Raw genomic sequence first — 16,992 nt, forward strand, 5'->3', positions numbered from 1 at the left:
GTTTCAGGAAGGAATGTTTGAGATATGGTTAAAAAAGTGGCAGTCATCCAGGATCTGTCCGGTCTTGGTAAATGTTCTCTGACCGCGGCGATTCCGGTCATCTCGGTGATGGGCGTACAGGCATGCCCGGTACCCACCGCTGTTCTGACGAATCAGACCGGATACGAAAGCTATTATTATGATGACTTTACGGACAAAATTGATTTTTTCACAGAAGAATGGCAGAAACGGGGCCTCACACTGGACGGAATTTATACCGGTTTTCTCGGAAGTGAAGCTCAGGTTGAGAAGATCCTGCATTTCAACGAAGTATTCCGCAAAGAGAATACCTTGCTTTTTGTGGACCCCGTCATGGGAGATATGGGAAAGGTTTTTGATATGTACACACCTGCACTCCGTGAACAGATGCGCAGGCTGGCACTCCATGCTGATGTCATTACTCCGAATCTGACTGAATGCTGTCTTCTTGCCGATGCCGATTATGATGCAATTTTCTCTCATACAGGGGAACCTGATTACCTGAGACGCATCGAAATGATGGCAAAACCGCTTTTAAAATCCCGGATAAGCACTGTAATCATCACTGGGATCATTCACAAAGCAGCAGAAGATTCTGCTCCGAAATACTACAACTTGATTGTCTCCTCCGACGGCTGCCAAAGTGTCTCCTCTGAGATTCACGGCGGAAGCTACTCTGGAACCGGCGATCTCCTTGCCTCCGTCGTCTGCGCCGATATGGTGCGCGGAAGCAGCGCATACTGCGGGGTATCACGGGCCGTTCGTTTTCTGGAGGAAGCACTGACCGAGACGGCTGCGGAAGGCGTTCCGCGAAATGACGGAATCAATTTCGAACCATTTCTTCCGCTTTTGCTGGATCAATAGAACTTAAAAAGATGGCAGAGTCCCATTAACTTCAGGCTCTGCCATCTTATTTAATTATATTATATTCTATTCCATTTCTGTCAGAAATTCCGCGATCAGTTCGATGCATCCTTCTACATCTTTTTCATCCGCTACTTCCGCCGGTGTATGCATGTAACGCAGCGGGATCGATACAAGGACCATCGGCACGCCCTCATTTGAGAAATGAATCTTGTCCCCGTCTGTACAGGTAAGACGGCTCGCTGCTTCTCTCTGAACCGGAATCCCCGCCTTTTGGGCACACGCTTCCATTTTCTGATTCAGTTTTTTCACAACAATCGGGCTGTTGCAGAGTACCGGTCCTTTTCCCAGTTCCACTGTCCCCGTCTCGGCCGGATTCATTCCACTGTAATCACTGCAGTAAGTCACATCCACCACAATGGCCAAATGCGGCTTGATACGTGCGCTTGTCCAATATGCGCCGCTTTTCGTCGTTTCCTCTCCGACCGTCGATGCCGCATAGACACCTGCTTTGCACCCTTTTTCTTTCGCCCGTTTCAATGCTTCCATAATAATGAACACCCCAAGGCGGTCATCCAGCGCACGCGCCGTGAATCTTCCATTCATCATGGAACGGATATGGGTATCCGGCACGACCGGTGCGCCGAGCGCAACCTTCTTAAGCGCCTCCTCCTTTGAATCGGCCCCGATATCAATCAGAAAATCTGTCGCTTTCAGATCACTGTTTCTGAAAAGCTCTCTTCGTCCCTCCACAACTCCGTATACATCTTGGTCCGGCATATGGACCTTGATCTGCTGCCCCGGATAGGTTCCGGCGATGATTCCCCCACGGTCAACCACCTGCAGCCGTCCATTCTCTGTGATATTGGAAACCATCACGCCGATTTCGTCCGCATGGGCAGAAAGCATGATCCGTCTCTCACTTTCCGGATTCAGAATACAGATCAGATTCCCCATTTCATCCTCACGGATCTCGTCTGCCGTATGTTCCATATAGGTTTTCACAACCTCCTGCACCGGTTCCTCATAGCCGGATACAGAAACCTGGTTCAGTATCTCATTTAAAAATTGCTCATTCATTTTCCTTTGCTCCTAACTAGTTTGTGTATATAACCGATTCCATGCCAGAACGTTCTTACTTTTCTGAATCAGGCTCTCATTCTCTGCAGCCTGAAACGTCAGTTTCATAGAATAATCATTCAGCCGGGTTTTATTTGCATAAGTCTGTTCCTCTCCGCAGGAATTGCTGCCCACGCCCGAGTGTTTCGCATCCAGATGTACAATGATCTCATCGCAGCGCCGGATTTCTCGGACATGCCTTGCTTTTTCAAGCGCCTCAATGGTATAATCGTGGACATCCATTCCCACCTCATTTCGGGAACTGATCAGAAGACTTTTCCTCTCATTTCCGACCGCAAGCCATCTCACACGTTCCCGATGGCCGTTCTCCTGGGGCATCGCATATTCGACATGCATCTCATCCACTGTGCTTCTGTATACACCCATTATAGACGCAGCTTTCATGTCACTGTAATTTTCATCCGGCCCCAGCCCATACCATTCCACTCTCTTCATTTCCTGTGGCATCTTCATCTCAATTCCAATCCGCGGAATAAAATTCGGAACAAATTTGCTGTATTTGAACCCTTTGATGTCCAGTTCCAGTTCCATTTTTCCGTCGGCATAGATCCGGTAAATATAGTGTCCCTTAAAGCCAAACGCCATACTAAGCGGTGAGAAATGCGTACGTACCCGCACTTCCACATAATCTGACTTTTTATGGATTTCAAATTCTTCCAGCTGTTCCTGCTGTTTGTGCAGAAAATACTTATTTTGCCAGTCTTCAACTTTATACATATCATTATCGATCGTTGCACGATTAAGATTCAGAGACGGACCTTCCGTAATCCAGCATTTTCCGTCCATTTCATAGGTTAGAAGCCTGCCGTTTACCTTATCAAATACAACTCTGACATGCCTTCCCGAAATCTCTGCCCTCACATCATTTTCCAGTACCTGCAGTTCTTTCGTCTCCGCGTCTATTTGAGCCACCATTCCATAAGTCTTGTAAATCGGAAGCCGGAACTGCGCCTTTGCCACTTCGTCCCCTTCTTTTCCAAAAAGCGTATCCTGATTATAGAGAAACGAGATATTCAGATAGTAATCCGTCTCCGGAATCATATTATCAACATGAACCGGAATTTCATAAATCTCAGATTTCTGCGCTTCTACCTCAATCTTATGAACGATCCCCGTCTGAATCACCTGATCATCACAGGCAAGTTCATACTTCATGGACAGATGCTCCAGCGTGCGGAAATAATATAGATTGGAAATCCGTATTCTTCCCTTTTCAAGATCCACTTCCTCCGCTTTTACCGGGGCAATCACCTGTTTATAATGAATCAGTCCCGTGGAAGGTACTCTGTCCGGTCTTAACAGACCGTCCATACAGAAATTCGAGTTGTTCGGTTCATCGCCGAAATCGCCTCCATAGTAATACGTCATATTTCCTTCATCGTCTTTATGCTCGATTCCATGATCGTACCACTCCCAGATAAATCCACCCTGAAGCCGCTTGTATGTATGGAATAATTCCTGATATTCTTCCAGATTCCCCGGCCCATTTCCCATTGCGTGTCCATATTCGCAAAGAATATGCGGTTTTCCATGTCCGTCATTGTTCTCACCGATCCGCTTCATTCCATCCAGTCTGGTATACATGGTCGAATAAACATCTGTAATGTCCGCCTCGTAATCCCCCTCATAATGAATCAGCCTCGAACAGTCCAATTCCCGGATCGCCTCTGCTACAGCAGTAAAATTATCTCCTGTCGATGATTCATTTCCCAAAGACCACATGATAATGCAGGGATGATTACGGTGTTCTTTCACCATCCTCACACTGCGGTCACAATAAGCATCTTTCCAGCTCGGCAGATTATTCAGCCATTCATATCTCTGAATCCACTCAAATCCATGGGTCTCCATATCTGCTTCATCAATCACATAAAATCCGTACCGGTCACACAAATCATAGAAATACGGCATTTTAGGATAATGCGAGCAGCGGATCGCATTGATATTATGCTGTTTCATCATTCTGAGATCCTGTTCCACGATATCCGGATCCACGGTAGCTCCGCCGGAAGGGCTGAAATCATGCAGGTTGACACCGTTTAGAAGAATCGGCTGTCCATTTACGGTAAAATTCTCACCCTTCACTTCTATTCTTCTGAACCCTGTCTGCACAGTAATCTCATCCATCATTTCGCCCTGCTTCCACAGTTTCATAATGACCGTATAAAGCTCCGGCAATTCCGCACTCCATGGATTCACCTTTCCGATTTCCGTTTTTGCCGTAGCACTGCCATTTTCTAACCGGATTTTTCCGGAAGAAACCTGATTTCCACACGAATCCCGAAGTTCCCATTCCACCTGATCCGCATCAGCAGATGCCTGGATCGTCTGGATCAGAATCCCATTTCTGTACGAATCATCCAACGTTGCTTCCACAACATAATCCAGCACGGAACACTCCGGTTCATTCCTTAATGAGACACTGCGGAATATTCCACTGAACCACCACATATCCTGACATTCCAGATACGTTCCGTCCGACCACTGATATACGCGTACCGTAATCTGATTTTCTCCCAACTGAAGACATCCGGTGACATCAAATTCCGACGCCAGATGACTGACTTTACTGTATCCAACATGAGTTCCGTTTATCCATACATCGAACGCACTTCCGACTCCTTCAAAACGAAGGATCTTTCTCCCACTTTTCCATTCATCCGGTATTTCAATCGTCTTTCTATAAATACCTGTTGGATTTTCGGACGCTACAAACGGAGGGTTGATCGGAAAGAGATACCATACATCTGTATAATGAGGCTGCCCGAACCCTTGCATCTGCCAGCATGAAGGAACTGGTATGTCCTCCCATGCCGCGTCGTCAAAGTATTTATCGCAGAACCCTTCCGGGGAATACTCCGGCGCTTTCAGATAAAGAAATTTCCATTCACCGTCTAAAGAGAATCTGGGGGAAATCCGGTCGCTCCTGTGAAAATCCGAATGGCTCTCCCGTCTTCCAATATGAAGAAGTTCCTCATTCTCCCAACGTTTCTTTTTCCTTGACACTTTTCTTTTCCTCCTGTTAACTGTTATAAGTTCAGATTACCATTTTACCAGGCACTTATCAATATTCTTCTGAGAATCTGGCCCACTGGATCAGTTTCTCATATGCATGGCTACATAAAAGGAGACAGTCCTTACGGATTGTCTCCCTTCACTAACTTCTATTCTTCCTTACCCAAATATTCCGCCAATCACCACATAGGACAGAAAATACATGATCACAGTCGCCATGCACACTCCGATCACCACAGCCAGAAATGCTTTCTTCCAGTCGATTCCCAAAAGCGAAGCAATCAGAGATCCCGTCCACGCTCCGGTTCCCGGAAGCGGAATTCCCACAAAGAGCACAAGCCCCCAGAATTCATACTTTTCGATCTGACTGCTTTTACTCATCGCTTTTGCTTCCAGCTTCTCGACCAACGGCCGAAACAGTTTTGTCCGGCGCAGCCACGCAAAGATCGGCCTGATCAAAAGCAGGATAAAAGGTATCGGTATCAGATTTCCAATGATACAGATCGGAATCGCCCTCCAGGTCGGGATATCCAGAAATGCCGGTCCCGCTGCCAGAAGACCACCCCTGAGTTCCAGAATCGGCACCATGGAAATAATAAATACAATCAGTTCCTTTGCCGCCTTGCCCCCCAGCTTCGTCACAAACCACTGTACTAAAGATTCTACCATATATTCTCTCCTAACACTTCTTCATATATTTTTTCAGGAAAGCGAATAATGCCTCCATCTCTTCCCTTGTTCCTATCGTTACACGCAGATACTGTTCAATCCTTTCGCTTCCCCAGTAACGCACATAAATATCATTTGCCTTGAGCGCCTCAAAAAGTTCCTTTGCATCATAATCCGGATGAGAAACAAAAATAAAGTTTGCAGCCGGTTCCGGGAACACGAATCCCAATTTACGAAACTCCTCTGCCGCCCATGTTCTTGTCGCCACGATTTTCTGTATCGTCTCTTCAAAATACACTTTGTCTTTGACAGCCTCCACGCCATATACAAGCGATGTTTTATTCATCGTATAGGAATTAAAGGAGTACTTCGCATCGTTCAGATATTTGATCAGAAGCGGACTTCCGATGGCATATCCGATTCGCATGCCCGCCATGGAGCGCGCCTTGGAAAATGTCTGTACAATGAGCAGATTCTCATATTTATCAAGCAGCTTCAGCGCGGACTCTCCTGCAAAATCAATATATGCTTCATCCACAATCACAATGACATCCTGATTGTGTTTGAGGATATCTTCCACAAAATCCAGATTCTCGTAGAGCGAGGTCGGCGCATTCGGATTCGGGAAGATCACACCGCCGTTCTCTTCGTAATAATCTTCTTTCACAATCCGGAACGCTTCATCGAGCGGCTTGCATTCATACGGAATCCGGTACAGATCCGCCCATACTTTATAGAAAGAGTATGTAATATCCGGGAAAAAGATCGGTTTCTCCGAATTGAAAAATGTCAGAAAACACATGGCAAGTACATCATCCGATCCGACTCCCACAAAAACCTGATCTTTTCCCACATGATAATAATCAGCCAGTGCGCTTACCAAGAGATCCGCTGTCGGATCCGGGTAAAGGCGAAGCGTCTCCATATTCTGTTCCAGTTCCTTCATCGCCGCAAGCACTCCCGGCGAAGGCGGATATGGATTCTCATTGGTATTTAATTTGATCACCTTTCTCTGCGGCTGCTCACCGGGCACATAAGGTTCTACTTTTCTGATATTTTTTTCAAATGCTTTCATCATTCATGCCTTTCTGTATTTTGTTCGTTCGCAAGTGTCACATATCCTTTTTCTACCAGAAAGACCGGCTTATAAGAAAGCTTTGCCTTTCTGAGTCCCTCAAGACCGACATCATCTTCCCTGTTGACATATCGATATTTCCCCAACAGCTCGTGCTCCACAAACTGCTGATTGATCATCGTGTACGAACCTTCCACTTCTGCATATGCCTTCTCGATGTGAACAACAAAGGTATCATCATTCACTGCTTCTCCGATCGTAAAAGCAACGATCTCACCGTCCACTCTTAATACTCCGCCTGTCAGGCCAAGTTCTTCAAACAACCTGAGGGAGTTGAGCGTCACGCACATCTCTGCATTCTTCTCTTCATCTTCTTCACAGCCATTCTCATTTCGCCATCTGAGAGCCATCTGGAAACACTCCTCCAGATTTTTTCCGGACAGTGTCTCATAACTCCAGTTGCCCGCATGGACTTGACGGAATTTATTGATATGATTCCTCTTACTGTGAAGCTTCTTTCCGGAAAGAGTCGCCAGTTTTTCCGTCTCATAGACGTAATCCGCTTCGTCCCGGTTGTATTCACATACAAATTCTTTCGGAAACCACATTTCCAGCTTTTCCATATGTTCTTTTGTAATACCGTAAAGACAGAATCTTTCTCCATCCTCTTTTGCCTGGTTTACCAGCTCCGGTATCACATTTCTCACATCTTCATCCACGCCTGCCGGAAAAGCGAATCCATACCCCGCACTGTTGTCCCTGAACAAAAGGGTGCGCTTATACTCTGCAAACTCCACATTATAATGTTTTGCCCACAAAAACACATTTGCAAACGTCCGGTCACAACTTCTGCTCGGATACTGACGAAAATACCAGGAAATCAACTCCTGATCCCTTAATTCCGGTCTTCTGAATTCTGCTTCTATCATAAAATCACTTCAAATACTCCTTTTTTTTCAATAACTCCGTACCAGTATAACACAAAATCTGTCTTTTTTTGACATGAAATTGCAATTTAAAATAAATAAAACCGTTACTGTATCGTTTATCTATTTTAACCGGATCACAAATACCGGCAGAGGCGGATCATTTTTCCGGTTATAATAACTGTTCACAAGTACGAGCCACTTTTTCGAATCCAGTTCTTTCAAATACGAAAGCAGCGCTTCCTTTTCCTCATACCCGGTGTCTCCCCCGCTGTAAATACAGAGGCTCATCACACCGCCTTTTTTCAAAAGCCCAAGTCCCTGCTCCACTGCGATCAGACTGGTCTCCGGTCTCGTTGCCACCTTGTGATCTCCTCCTGGAAGATACCCGAAATTAAACACCACCGCAGAGGCCTCTTCCTGAACATACTTCGCCATGTTCTCGTGACCATCCAGTATCAGACTCGCACGCGCGGTCAATCCGGCGTTCTCAAGACGCAGCCGGGTCTGGCGGATAGCCTCTTCCTGCACGTCGAATGCATAGACCTTTCCGCCTTCCCCGACCATCCGGCATAAAAACTCGGTATCATTCCCATTTCCCGCTGTCGCATCGATACAACAGTCATTTTCCCTCACATATTCTTCCAGAAAATGATGGCAATATTCTGTAATCTGAAATCTGCCCGGCATCGTTTCACCTTCTCTTATCCTGTCAGCCTTGTTCTGACATATTTTCTGTCATAGTTTTCCCATGTTAACTCTGAAAATGCATATGATACAAGGATTCATATACACCCTTCTTTGCCAGAAGTTCCTCATGCGTTCCCTGTTCTGCGATTCCGTTCTCCGTAAGCACCAGAATCCTCTGGGCATTGCGGATCGTCGTAAGTCTGTGCGCGATCACAAACGTGGTCCGGTTCTTCGCAAGCTCTTCGAGGGATTGCTGAACCACTTTCTCACTCTCATTATCCAGTGCCGATGTCGCCTCATCGAAGATCAGAATCGGCGGGTTCTTTAAGAAAACTCTGGCGATGGATAATCTCTGCTTCTGCCCTCCGGAAAGCTTCACTCCCCGCTGTCCGATATCCGTATCATATCCGTCCGGGAATGCCATGATAAATTCATGCGCATTTGCACGCTTCGCCGCAAGTATGACCTCTGCGTCCGTCGCCCCCGGTTTTCCATAACGGATATTGTCCATGATCGTACCCGCAAACAGGTAGACATCCTGCTGAACAATACCGATATTATTTCTCAGATTGGCAAGCTTCATATCTCGAACGTCCATACCATCAATCTGAATAGCTCCCTCCGACACTTCATAGAATCGTGGAATCAGACTGCAAAGTGTTGTCTTACCCACACCGGAAGGGCCGACAAGCGCCATATACTCTCCGGCATGCACCTTCAGATTAATATGGTTCAGCACCTTCTCCTTATTATCCTCATAATGGAACGAAACATTCTTGAATTCGATGTCGCCCTGCAAATTCCCCACCTCGACTGCGTCCGGCTTATCTGTAATATCCGGCGCGATTGAAAGGATCTCCAGAAAACGCTCAAACCCGGTATATCCATTCTGGAACTGTTCCGCTGAATTCACCAGCTTCTTCACCGGCTCCGTAAAATTACTGATATAGAGAAGAAACGTAATCAGATCCGTCACCTCTACCGTACCGGTCGTCAGGAAGCTTCCTCCTGCCACCAGAACACCGACCGTCACCAGTGTCGTCATCGCATTCAGACCGGAATGGTAAATCCCCATATACTTGTAGCTTGTCCGCTTTGATTCCACAAATCGGTCATTTCCCACATTGAATTTTTTCAACTCTTCGCCTTCATTTGCGAACGATTTTACCACACGGATTCCCGACAGACTGTCCTCGATCTGACTGTTGATATCCGCAATCCTCGCCCTGTTCTGAGAAAATGCCCGCTTCATTTTCTTATTATAATGTACAGCAAACACCACCATAAACGGAAGAAACGCAAACGCAACCAGTGTCAGCTTCGCATTGATTTGCAGCAGGATTACAAAAGAACCTACGATCTTGATCACCGAAATCAGCACATCCTCAGGCCCATGATGCAAAAGCTCACTGATATCGAACAAGTCACTTGTAATTCTCGAAAGCAGATGTCCCACCTTCTGATTATCATAAAACGCAAATGTCAGCTTCTGATAATGACCAAAAATATCACTTCTCATATCCGCTTCCATCCGGGCCCCCATCATATGTCCCAGGAATGCTATATAATAATTGCAGCCATACTCGATCAGCACCAGAATCACCAGGAAAATCCCCAGCCGCAGAATCGCACTATTTGCTTCATTCGGGCTGAAATATACAACCTCACTTGTAATGTATCGCACGATGAGCGGAATTGCGAGCGTTACCATGGCCCCTACTACCGCAAAAAACAAATCACTGAACAGCAAAAATTTGTACGGTCCATAGTAGGCTAATAACTTTTTTATTTTTTCCCACATAGTTCAAAACCCCCATTTCACAGACTCTTTCCAAATTATACTACACCTTCGGAAGGCTTTCAATCGTTTATGATCATGTTTGTTTTTATTAATCCTGATGGGGAACCCTTTTCCCCCGGCTTCCATACTATAATATTGTAAATACTATGGAAGGAGCTTACTACTCATGCAGAATTATCGGAATGATACAAACGATTATATGAGGCGTGGGAACTGCGGTCACGGCTATCGAATGAACAATGGCATGGCTCCGGGATCTGCACCTTCTCCGTATTCCGGAAACAGAAATATGAATTCCTGCTGCGACCGGGATGACGCACTGGAAGGAATGCCACTCGCGATGGCTTATGTTCCGTGGCAGAACTGGAGAAAAATCTATGAACCTGAGAAAGCATTCTGCCGTGGTACGATTTTCGAAGAACTGGATAAACCATTTCATGGAACAGGAGGATGCCAGTCATGAATGAAATGAATCAGGGAAAACCTTGCCGCCGGGAACTGCTTTGCACGATCAACCAGGCGAGCTTTATGGTGGATGATGTCAAATTATATCTGGACACCCACCCATGTGACAACGCCGCACTGCAGTTATTTCACGAATACAGTAAAATGCGGAATCAGGCATTGAAAGAATACGCGAAATATTATGGTCCGCTTACCATCGATACAACGGTTGCTTCGTGCACCGACAGATGGAACTGGATCCATGAGCCATGGCCATGGCAGGAAGGATGGTGTTAGAGTATGTGGAATTATGAAAAACGTTTACAGTATCCGGTCAAAATCAGCCAGACCAATCCGAAAATAGCTCAGGTTATCATTAGTCAATTTGGCGGCCCGGACGGGGAGCTTGCTGCTTCAATGCGATATCTCTCCCAACGATATACCATGCCGTACAAAGAAGTAACCGGTATACTGACTGACATCGGCACAGAGGAACTTGCTCACCTTGAGATCGTCTGCGCAATCATTTACCAGCTCACCAGAGACCTTTCCCTTGATGAAATAAAGGCCTCCGGCTTCGACAAATATTTTGTAGACCACACCCTCGCTCTCTGGCCCCAGTCAGCCGGAGGTACACCATGGACTGCAACATATTTTCAATCGAAAGGGGATCCGATCACAGATCTTCATGAAGATATGGCAGCAGAGCAAAAAGCCCGCACAACATACGACAACATTCTCCGCCTTGTGAAAGATCCGGAAGTATGCGATCCGATCCGTTTTCTCCGGAAAAGAGAAATTGTTCATTACCAAAGATTCGGCGAAAGTCTGCGAATCGTTCAGGAGAATCTGGATAGCCGAAACTTCTATGCCATCAACCCGGAATTCGACAAGAAAGAAATGTGCGGGTGCAAGCAGAAATGAACCAGGTCCTGAATGATACAATCCGGATCCTTCTGTCCCAGAAACCGGATGCACAGGCAGAAGTTCGCGGCAGCAAAGAATTCTCCGATATTATGGGCGAAGTGATGTTTTATCCTCTCTGGCGCGGAACCCTTGTCGTTGCAAGTATCTCCGGTCTTCCCCAAAGTGCTGAGCATTGCAGGGGCGGCTTTTATGGATTCCACATTCATTCCGGAAACCGCTGTACAGGAAATCAGGAAGATCCTTTTGCTGATACAGGCATGCACTGGAACACAACGCATTGTGATCATCCGGGGCATTCGGGTGATTTTCCTGTGCTGATGGGGAATGACGGTTATGCAATGGAAGCCTTCTATACCGATCGCTTCTATCCGGAAGAAGTCATTGGGAAAACGGTGATCATTCATGAAATGCCGGATGATTACAGGGCACAGCCATCCGGGAACAGTGGACGCAAAATCGCATGTGGGCAGATTATAAGCGGAAAATGAAGAAGAATAAGTATGAAAAAAGCGGACTACAATAATCCGCTTTTTTCATGTACAACTCTAAATCAATATAGGAGGTCTTACGATGCTTTACCCAGTTTTACAGTAACTTCCTGCTCCGTGTATTCACCATTTTTTTCCGGAACCTGAACCTTCACTGAAACTTCCTCACCTACTTTATAATATTCCAGCAAGCCTTTCAGAGTTTCCATATCGTCAACAGAACTTCCGTCAAACTCTGTGATGATCATGCCTTTTGTCAGACCTGCGTCTTTTGCACCGCCGCCATCAATGACTTCCGCAATGAAAACGCCGGTCGGCATATTATACATCTGTGCGCCTTCTTCTGTTACATCATATCCCTTAATACCCAGATATCCACGTTCTGCTTCGCTGACTTTGCTTCTCGTTTCTTTATTCATCAAATTCTCGATAATATCGGTTGTATCGGAAATCGGAATCGCAAATCCCATTCCTTCGACTTCAGATGCATTGATCTTTGCAGAGTTAATACCAATCACTTCTCCATTGATGTTCAGCAGTGCTCCGCCGCTGTTTCCGGGGTTGATTGCTGCATCTGTCTGAATATAGGTTCCGTCATAACCGGAAATCGTACGTTCCGTTGCACTGACAATTCCCATTGTAACAGACTGTCCATAGCCAAGTGCATTTCCGATTGCAATGGCAGGTTCTCCGACCTTGATGCCATCCGAATCACAAAGCGTTGCAAGCTTGATCGCATCCATCGTCTCATCCGGAATCTTCTCCAGTGGAACTGCAACAACTGCCAAATCTCTTGCAGAATCTGTTCCTTTGATCAGCGCCTCCACACTCGTCTCATCAACAAATGTAACTGTAAGTGTCTCGCTTCCCTCTACTACATGATTGTTCGTCACGATCAGCAGCTCTGTATCATTCTGACTGATGATGATGCCGGAACCCGCGCTCTTGCTTTCCTGTTGCCGGATGCCTCCGAAGAAATCCTGTACCTGCTGAACACTCATATTGGTAATCGAAACGATCGATGGGAGCGTTGCATCCACAATATCGGATACATCGGAAGAAACCGCGGTCTTCGAGGTCGTAAGCTGGGTATTGGCAACCGTCTTCGTACTTTTTGTCTCTTCTTTCGTGCTCGTCGTTCCCAAAAGTTTACCCGTTATATAGTTCGTTCCCTGGAAGGTCAGTCCCCCGATCACGCCAAACATAACCGCAAATCCCGCAACCGCTATTGCCTTTTTCGGAAATTTCTTCTTCGGCTTCGGTGCCTTTCTGCTTTCCTGAAATGATCTGTCTGTATTATTATCGTCATCTGGTCTATAATAATTGTACTGGTTTTCCATAACCAAAATCCCCTTTCCTTATCTTTATGACTTAGAGTTTAATCGATAATTGTGATAAAAGTGTGATAAAACGATTAAAAAATAAGGAAAACCAATATATATCACAATTGCTTAACTTTATGATTATTCAACAGTAACCGATTTTGCCAGATTTCTCGGTTTATCCACATCGCATCCTCTGCCGATCGAAACATAATATCCAAATAACTGAAGCGGAATGATCGCCAGCGAATTTGTAAAATACTTATTCGTTTTTGGGATATAGATCACATAATCAGCAGCTTTTTCAACTTCCGTATTACCGGTATTGGTCACCGCCATGACAAATGCTCCTCTGGTCTTCACTTCAACCATATTACTAATCATCTTCTTGTACAGATCCGGCTGAGTCAAAACCGCAGATACCAGCGTCCCTTCTTCAATCAGCGAGATAGTTCCATGTTTCAGCTCACCGGCGGCATATGCCTCTGAATGAATATAGGAAATCTCTTTCAATTTCAAAGAACCTTCCAATGAGATTGCATAATCAATACCACGGCCGATAAAGAAAATATCCTTTGCAGCAAGATATCTGTTTGCAAATTTCTGAATCTTCTGCTTATTATTTAAAAGCATCTCTACCTGTTCCGGAAGACGACGAAGATCTTCCAGCATTTCCGCCAGCTCCGGATCATTCAGCTTTCCGCGTACATAAGCAAATTTCATAGCAAGTAAATACTGTGCTACAAGCTGGGCCGAGTACGCTTTCGTTGTTGCAACCGCAATTTCCGGTCCTGCCCATGTGTACATTACATTGTCCGCTTCTCTGGCAATGGAACTTCCCACCACATTTACAATACCAAGTACGCGTGCCCCTCTTTTCTTTGCTTCCCGCAGTGCAGCAAGAGAATCCGCCGTCTCTCCGGACTGGCTGATCACGATGACCATGGTACCATCTTCGATAATCGGATCACGGTACCGGAATTCCGATGCAAGATCCACCTCAACAGGAATCCTTGCAAGTCCCTCAAAAATATATTTACTGGTAACTCCAGTGTGATATGCGGAGCCACATGCTACAATCATAATCTTTTTGATTCCACGGATTTCTTCATCTGTCATCCCGAGTTCTTCAATTACAATTTTTCCGTCTTTAATCCTAGGTGAAAATGTATCGGTAATCGCTTTCGGCTGTTCATACATTTCTTTCAGCATAAAATGCTCATATCCGCCTTTTTCTGCTGCATTAACATCCCATTCAATATGAGTTGCTTCTTTCTGCAGCGGCTCCTCATCAACTGAGAAAAATTCCATGGAATTTTTCGTCATGCGGACAATTTCTTCATTTTCAATAAAAAAGACATCTCTTGTATATTTCAGAACTGCCGGCACATCAGAAGCGATAATATTTCCGTCTTCGGTATGACCGACGATCAGCGGACTATCTTTTCTGACAGCATACAATTCATCCGGATGATCTTTAAATATAATGCCAAGCGCATAAGACCCTTCCATACGATGCATTATTTTGGTGACAGTCTGAAGCGGATTCCCTGTATAATAATAATCCAGCAAATGCGCGATAACCTCAGTATCCGTTTCTGAAATGAACTGATATCCTTTACTCTGAAGTTTCTTTTTTAATTTCAGATAGTTTTCTATAATTCCATTATGAACTACCACAATGCTCTCATCTTTATTAAAATGAGGATGCGCATTCGTATCGGATGGTTCTCCATGTGTTGCCCACCTGGTATGTCCGATCCCAAGTGTTCCCGGCATTTTCGTTCCATCGTGAGTCATTTCACTAAGGACTTTAAGCCGCCCTTTTGATTTAACCACATCAATCTCCGTTCCATTAAATACAGCAATACCTGCCGAATCATATCCTCTGTATTCCAATTTAGAAAGTCCATCCAATAAAATCGGCGCTGCCTGTTGATCTCCTATATATCCAACAATTCCACACATAATTATGTCCTCCGTTTTTGTACGATAGTGTATTTTTTTTGCACTTTTCCATGTATTGTAACAAACTTGTAACAATTTGTAAATAGAAAAAGGGATATTGTTTCCAATATCCCTTTTACGCAATCTAATCTAAATCAATAAAGTCCATTTCAAAAGTATCACCTTTTGTTGTTGTTCCGTCCTCTTCCTCATGTGACTCATCTTCGTAATCCTCGTCATAATCATCGTCCACATAATCATCCTCGTCATAATACTCGTCTAAATTACTTTTTTTTGGTGCTACCGTCATAAAGTCTTCTCTTAATTCAGCAAGATCATCGTCGGATTCTTCATCATCATAATAATACTCTTCATCATCATAATAATCATCAAAATCATCATCTTCTTCAAGAGGTTTTTTGAACAAATTCTTCTTGGGCTGAACCTTGGGCATATCGTCTTCTTCATCTATACCATACTCATCATACAGCTCATCCAGCTCAACATTCCTGTTCCGGAGTTTGACGGCTGTCACAATTAACAGAATTACCAGAATAAAGATCAAGCAGCCCACACCTACTAATACCCATACCAAATAATCTGTTATAACTTCCAGAACCTTGTCAAGCGTACTTTCTTCTTTAGGTGTCACAGTTGTCCCCGTCTTCGGTGTCTCCATTCTCTGATAGGTATGTTCCACAGAATCATACAGGTAAAGTGATTTCTCACCATCATTATTGACCGCATAAATAATCAGAAATCCTTCCCGCTCAGGCTCTGCCCATGCCGGAAAGCTCACTCCATTGATATCCAGTGTTGCTTCTGCATATTTTTCCGGCATCTTCACTTCATTGGTTCCGTCAAGTACTATTATAGAGTATGTATCCGAAATCATAATCTCTTCAAATGGATAGAAAGAACCATCTTCCGCATAATATAACCAGAAGTTTCCTGCCTGTTCATTATCGATCAGATATGCAGCAACAAGTCCGCTACTGTGCTGAACTGCACCTTTAAAAGTCTCCCCATCAAATTCAAATTCACCAGCAGTAAAGCCCGTTGGAAGCTCACTCTCCGTGAATGCTTCTGAAAGCGTATACTCTACCCCTTCTACTGTGACAGTTTTTGTCTTTCCTACCGGAAGAATTTTGCTTGGATCTCCTTCCCCGATTTCAACATCTGCAAATCCACTCTCACAGTCCACACTCTCACCGGATCTGTTCGTTACATTAGCACTTCCCTGCTGAAGCCTAGTACTTCCTTCCTGGAGTGCCTGGAATGTCATATCGAATTCCAGACGGTCACTGTTCCCGTCACCGGATCCGGTAAACACCAGTTTCCCGCTGCCGTCTGCATTGACGCCTTCCCCTTCCATGAAACGTATGTAATTTGTATCATACGTCATCTCCACAGTTGCATCGCCCAACACACTGTTCCGGGCAACCACCGTCCCGGTTATGGTAAATGTATCCCCAACTTTTGTTTCCAGATCGGTAAAGAATATAATTCCGTCTGCTGCCTGAGAGATCGTTGCAAAGCATGGCACCAGCAGACATATTGCTAATAACATTGTTGCGATTCGCTTTATTATCTTCATGTGCTTTCCTCTTTCTATATTTTTTCTGTTTGCATACTCAATAAATATTATACAATTTTTAAAAAACGA

At 45.0% G+C, this 16,992-nt stretch carries 15 protein-coding genes; 5 read left to right on the top strand and 10 right to left on the bottom strand.

Annotated features, from left to right (window positions below; translation table 11 throughout):
* Positions 1 to 24: 24 nt before the first annotated feature.
* On the top strand, positions 25 to 882 hold the full coding sequence (locus ACTNA4_RS05195) for a pyridoxamine kinase (RefSeq protein ID WP_441028892.1): 858 nt from the start codon (positions 25 to 27) through the stop codon (positions 880 to 882).
* A 66-nt stretch (positions 883 to 948) separates the two neighbouring features.
* Here the strand turns inward: ACTNA4_RS05195 and ACTNA4_RS05200 are convergent, their stop codons facing one another.
* The 7 genes from ACTNA4_RS05200 to ACTNA4_RS05230 all read right to left on the bottom strand — a co-directional run bounded on the left by ACTNA4_RS05200 (position 949) and on the right by ACTNA4_RS05230 (position 10,198).
* The gene (locus tag ACTNA4_RS05200) at positions 949 to 1,962 is read right to left on the bottom strand and encodes a M20/M25/M40 family metallo-hydrolase (RefSeq protein WP_441028894.1); all 1,014 of its coding nucleotides are present in this window, start codon (positions 1,960 to 1,962) and stop codon (positions 949 to 951) included.
* Positions 1,963 to 1,974: 12 nt separating this feature from the next.
* Positions 1,975 to 5,028, bottom strand: coding sequence for a glycoside hydrolase family 2 TIM barrel-domain containing protein (locus tag ACTNA4_RS05205; RefSeq protein ID WP_441028895.1), 3,054 nt, complete (start codon positions 5,026 to 5,028; stop codon positions 1,975 to 1,977).
* A 168-nt stretch (positions 5,029 to 5,196) separates the two neighbouring features.
* The gene (locus tag ACTNA4_RS05210) at positions 5,197 to 5,706 is read right to left on the bottom strand and encodes a COG2426 family protein (protein WP_441016089.1); all 510 of its coding nucleotides are present in this window, start codon (positions 5,704 to 5,706) and stop codon (positions 5,197 to 5,199) included.
* A gap of 10 nt (positions 5,707 to 5,716) precedes the next feature.
* Complete coding sequence (hisC, locus tag ACTNA4_RS05215) at positions 5,717 to 6,781, bottom strand: histidinol-phosphate transaminase (protein ID WP_441029034.1); 1,065 nt, start codon at positions 6,779 to 6,781, stop codon at positions 5,717 to 5,719.
* Positions 6,781 to 7,710 carry a DUF2156 domain-containing protein gene (locus ACTNA4_RS05220; RefSeq protein WP_427805634.1) on the bottom strand — a complete coding sequence of 310 codons (930 nt, stop codon included), beginning with the start codon at positions 7,708 to 7,710 and terminating at the stop codon, positions 6,781 to 6,783. The genes hisC and ACTNA4_RS05220 overlap by 1 nt, the downstream gene beginning before the upstream one ends.
* Before the next feature lie 120 nt (positions 7,711 to 7,830).
* The gene (locus tag ACTNA4_RS05225; RefSeq protein ID WP_427805633.1) at positions 7,831 to 8,397 is read right to left on the bottom strand and encodes a tRNA (mnm(5)s(2)U34)-methyltransferase; all 567 of its coding nucleotides are present in this window, start codon (positions 8,395 to 8,397) and stop codon (positions 7,831 to 7,833) included.
* A 64-nt stretch (positions 8,398 to 8,461) separates the two neighbouring features.
* A complete protein-coding gene (locus ACTNA4_RS05230) occupies positions 8,462 to 10,198 on the bottom strand; it encodes an ABC transporter ATP-binding protein (RefSeq protein WP_427805632.1) in 1,737 nt (578 codons plus the stop codon).
* Between the two features lie 244 nt (positions 10,199 to 10,442).
* On the opposite strand from ACTNA4_RS05230, the gene ACTNA4_RS05235 reads away from it, so the two are divergent.
* From ACTNA4_RS05235 to ACTNA4_RS05250, 4 genes are read left to right on the top strand one after another with little or no spacing between them, the layout of a single operon-like run.
* The gene (locus tag ACTNA4_RS05235; RefSeq protein WP_427805681.1) at positions 10,443 to 10,661 is read left to right on the top strand and encodes a spore coat associated protein CotJA; all 219 of its coding nucleotides are present in this window, start codon (positions 10,443 to 10,445) and stop codon (positions 10,659 to 10,661) included.
* 5 nt (positions 10,662 to 10,666) lie between these two features.
* A complete protein-coding gene (locus ACTNA4_RS05240; RefSeq protein WP_427805680.1) occupies positions 10,667 to 10,939 on the top strand; it encodes a spore coat protein CotJB in 273 nt (90 codons plus the stop codon).
* Between the two features lie 3 nt (positions 10,940 to 10,942).
* Positions 10,943 to 11,566 (top strand): manganese catalase family protein, encoded by a 624-nt coding sequence (locus tag ACTNA4_RS05245; protein ID WP_441028897.1) that lies wholly within the window; start codon positions 10,943 to 10,945, stop codon positions 11,564 to 11,566.
* Positions 11,551 to 12,057: a superoxide dismutase family protein gene (locus tag ACTNA4_RS05250; protein WP_441028899.1), complete on the top strand. Its 507-nt coding sequence runs from the start codon at positions 11,551 to 11,553 to the stop codon at positions 12,055 to 12,057. The genes ACTNA4_RS05245 and ACTNA4_RS05250 overlap by 16 nt, the downstream gene beginning before the upstream one ends.
* Positions 12,058 to 12,134: 77 nt before the next feature.
* On the opposite strand, the gene ACTNA4_RS05255 is transcribed toward ACTNA4_RS05250, so the two are convergent.
* The 3 genes from ACTNA4_RS05255 to ACTNA4_RS05265 all read right to left on the bottom strand — a co-directional run bounded on the left by ACTNA4_RS05255 (position 12,135) and on the right by ACTNA4_RS05265 (position 16,923).
* Entirely contained in the window at positions 12,135 to 13,397 is a 1,263-nt protein-coding gene (locus tag ACTNA4_RS05255; protein WP_427805629.1) for a S1C family serine protease, read from the bottom strand.
* A 123-nt stretch (positions 13,398 to 13,520) separates the two neighbouring features.
* Positions 13,521 to 15,347 (bottom strand): glutamine--fructose-6-phosphate transaminase (isomerizing), encoded by a 1,827-nt coding sequence (gene glmS, locus ACTNA4_RS05260; protein WP_441028901.1) that lies wholly within the window; start codon positions 15,345 to 15,347, stop codon positions 13,521 to 13,523.
* A 124-nt stretch (positions 15,348 to 15,471) separates the two neighbouring features.
* Entirely contained in the window at positions 15,472 to 16,923 is a 1,452-nt protein-coding gene (locus ACTNA4_RS05265; protein WP_441028903.1) for a hypothetical protein, read from the bottom strand.
* Between the last annotated feature and the right edge of the window lie 69 nt (positions 16,924 to 16,992).

The sequence above is a fragment of the Bariatricus sp. HCP28S3_A7 genome (assembly GCF_052066375.1).
Lineage (GTDB): Bacteria > Bacillota > Clostridia > Lachnospirales > Lachnospiraceae > Allocoprococcus.

Bases quoted from the DNA above. Each gene is read 5' to 3' on its own strand.
- ACTNA4_RS05195 (WP_441028892.1), top strand. From the start codon at position 25: ATGGTTAAAAAAGTGGCAGTCATCCAGGATCTGTCCGGTCTTGGTAAA.
- ACTNA4_RS05255 (WP_427805629.1), bottom strand. From the start codon at position 13,397: ATGGAAAACCAGTACAATTATTATAGACCAGATGACGATAATAATACA.
- ACTNA4_RS05210 (WP_441016089.1), bottom strand. From the start codon at position 5,706: ATGGTAGAATCTTTAGTACAGTGGTTTGTGACGAAGCTGGGGGGCAAG.
- ACTNA4_RS05235 (WP_427805681.1), top strand. From the start codon at position 10,443: ATGGCTCCGGGATCTGCACCTTCTCCGTATTCCGGAAACAGAAATATG.
- hisC (WP_441029034.1), bottom strand. From the start codon at position 6,781: ATGAAAGCATTTGAAAAAAATATCAGAAAAGTAGAACCTTATGTGCCC.
- ACTNA4_RS05225 (WP_427805633.1), bottom strand. From the start codon at position 8,397: ATGCCGGGCAGATTTCAGATTACAGAATATTGCCATCATTTTCTGGAA.
- ACTNA4_RS05200 (WP_441028894.1), bottom strand. From the start codon at position 1,962: ATGAATGAGCAATTTTTAAATGAGATACTGAACCAGGTTTCTGTATCC.
- ACTNA4_RS05230 (WP_427805632.1), bottom strand. From the start codon at position 10,198: ATGTGGGAAAAAATAAAAAAGTTATTAGCCTACTATGGACCGTACAAA.
- ACTNA4_RS05245 (WP_441028897.1), top strand. From the start codon at position 10,943: ATGTGGAATTATGAAAAACGTTTACAGTATCCGGTCAAAATCAGCCAG.
- ACTNA4_RS05220 (WP_427805634.1), bottom strand. From the start codon at position 7,710: ATGATAGAAGCAGAATTCAGAAGACCGGAATTAAGGGATCAGGAGTTG.
- ACTNA4_RS05265 (WP_441028903.1), bottom strand. From the start codon at position 16,923: ATGAAGATAATAAAGCGAATCGCAACAATGTTATTAGCAATATGTCTG.
- ACTNA4_RS05240 (WP_427805680.1), top strand. From the start codon at position 10,667: ATGAATCAGGGAAAACCTTGCCGCCGGGAACTGCTTTGCACGATCAAC.
- glmS (WP_441028901.1), bottom strand. From the start codon at position 15,347: ATGTGTGGAATTGTTGGATATATAGGAGATCAACAGGCAGCGCCGATT.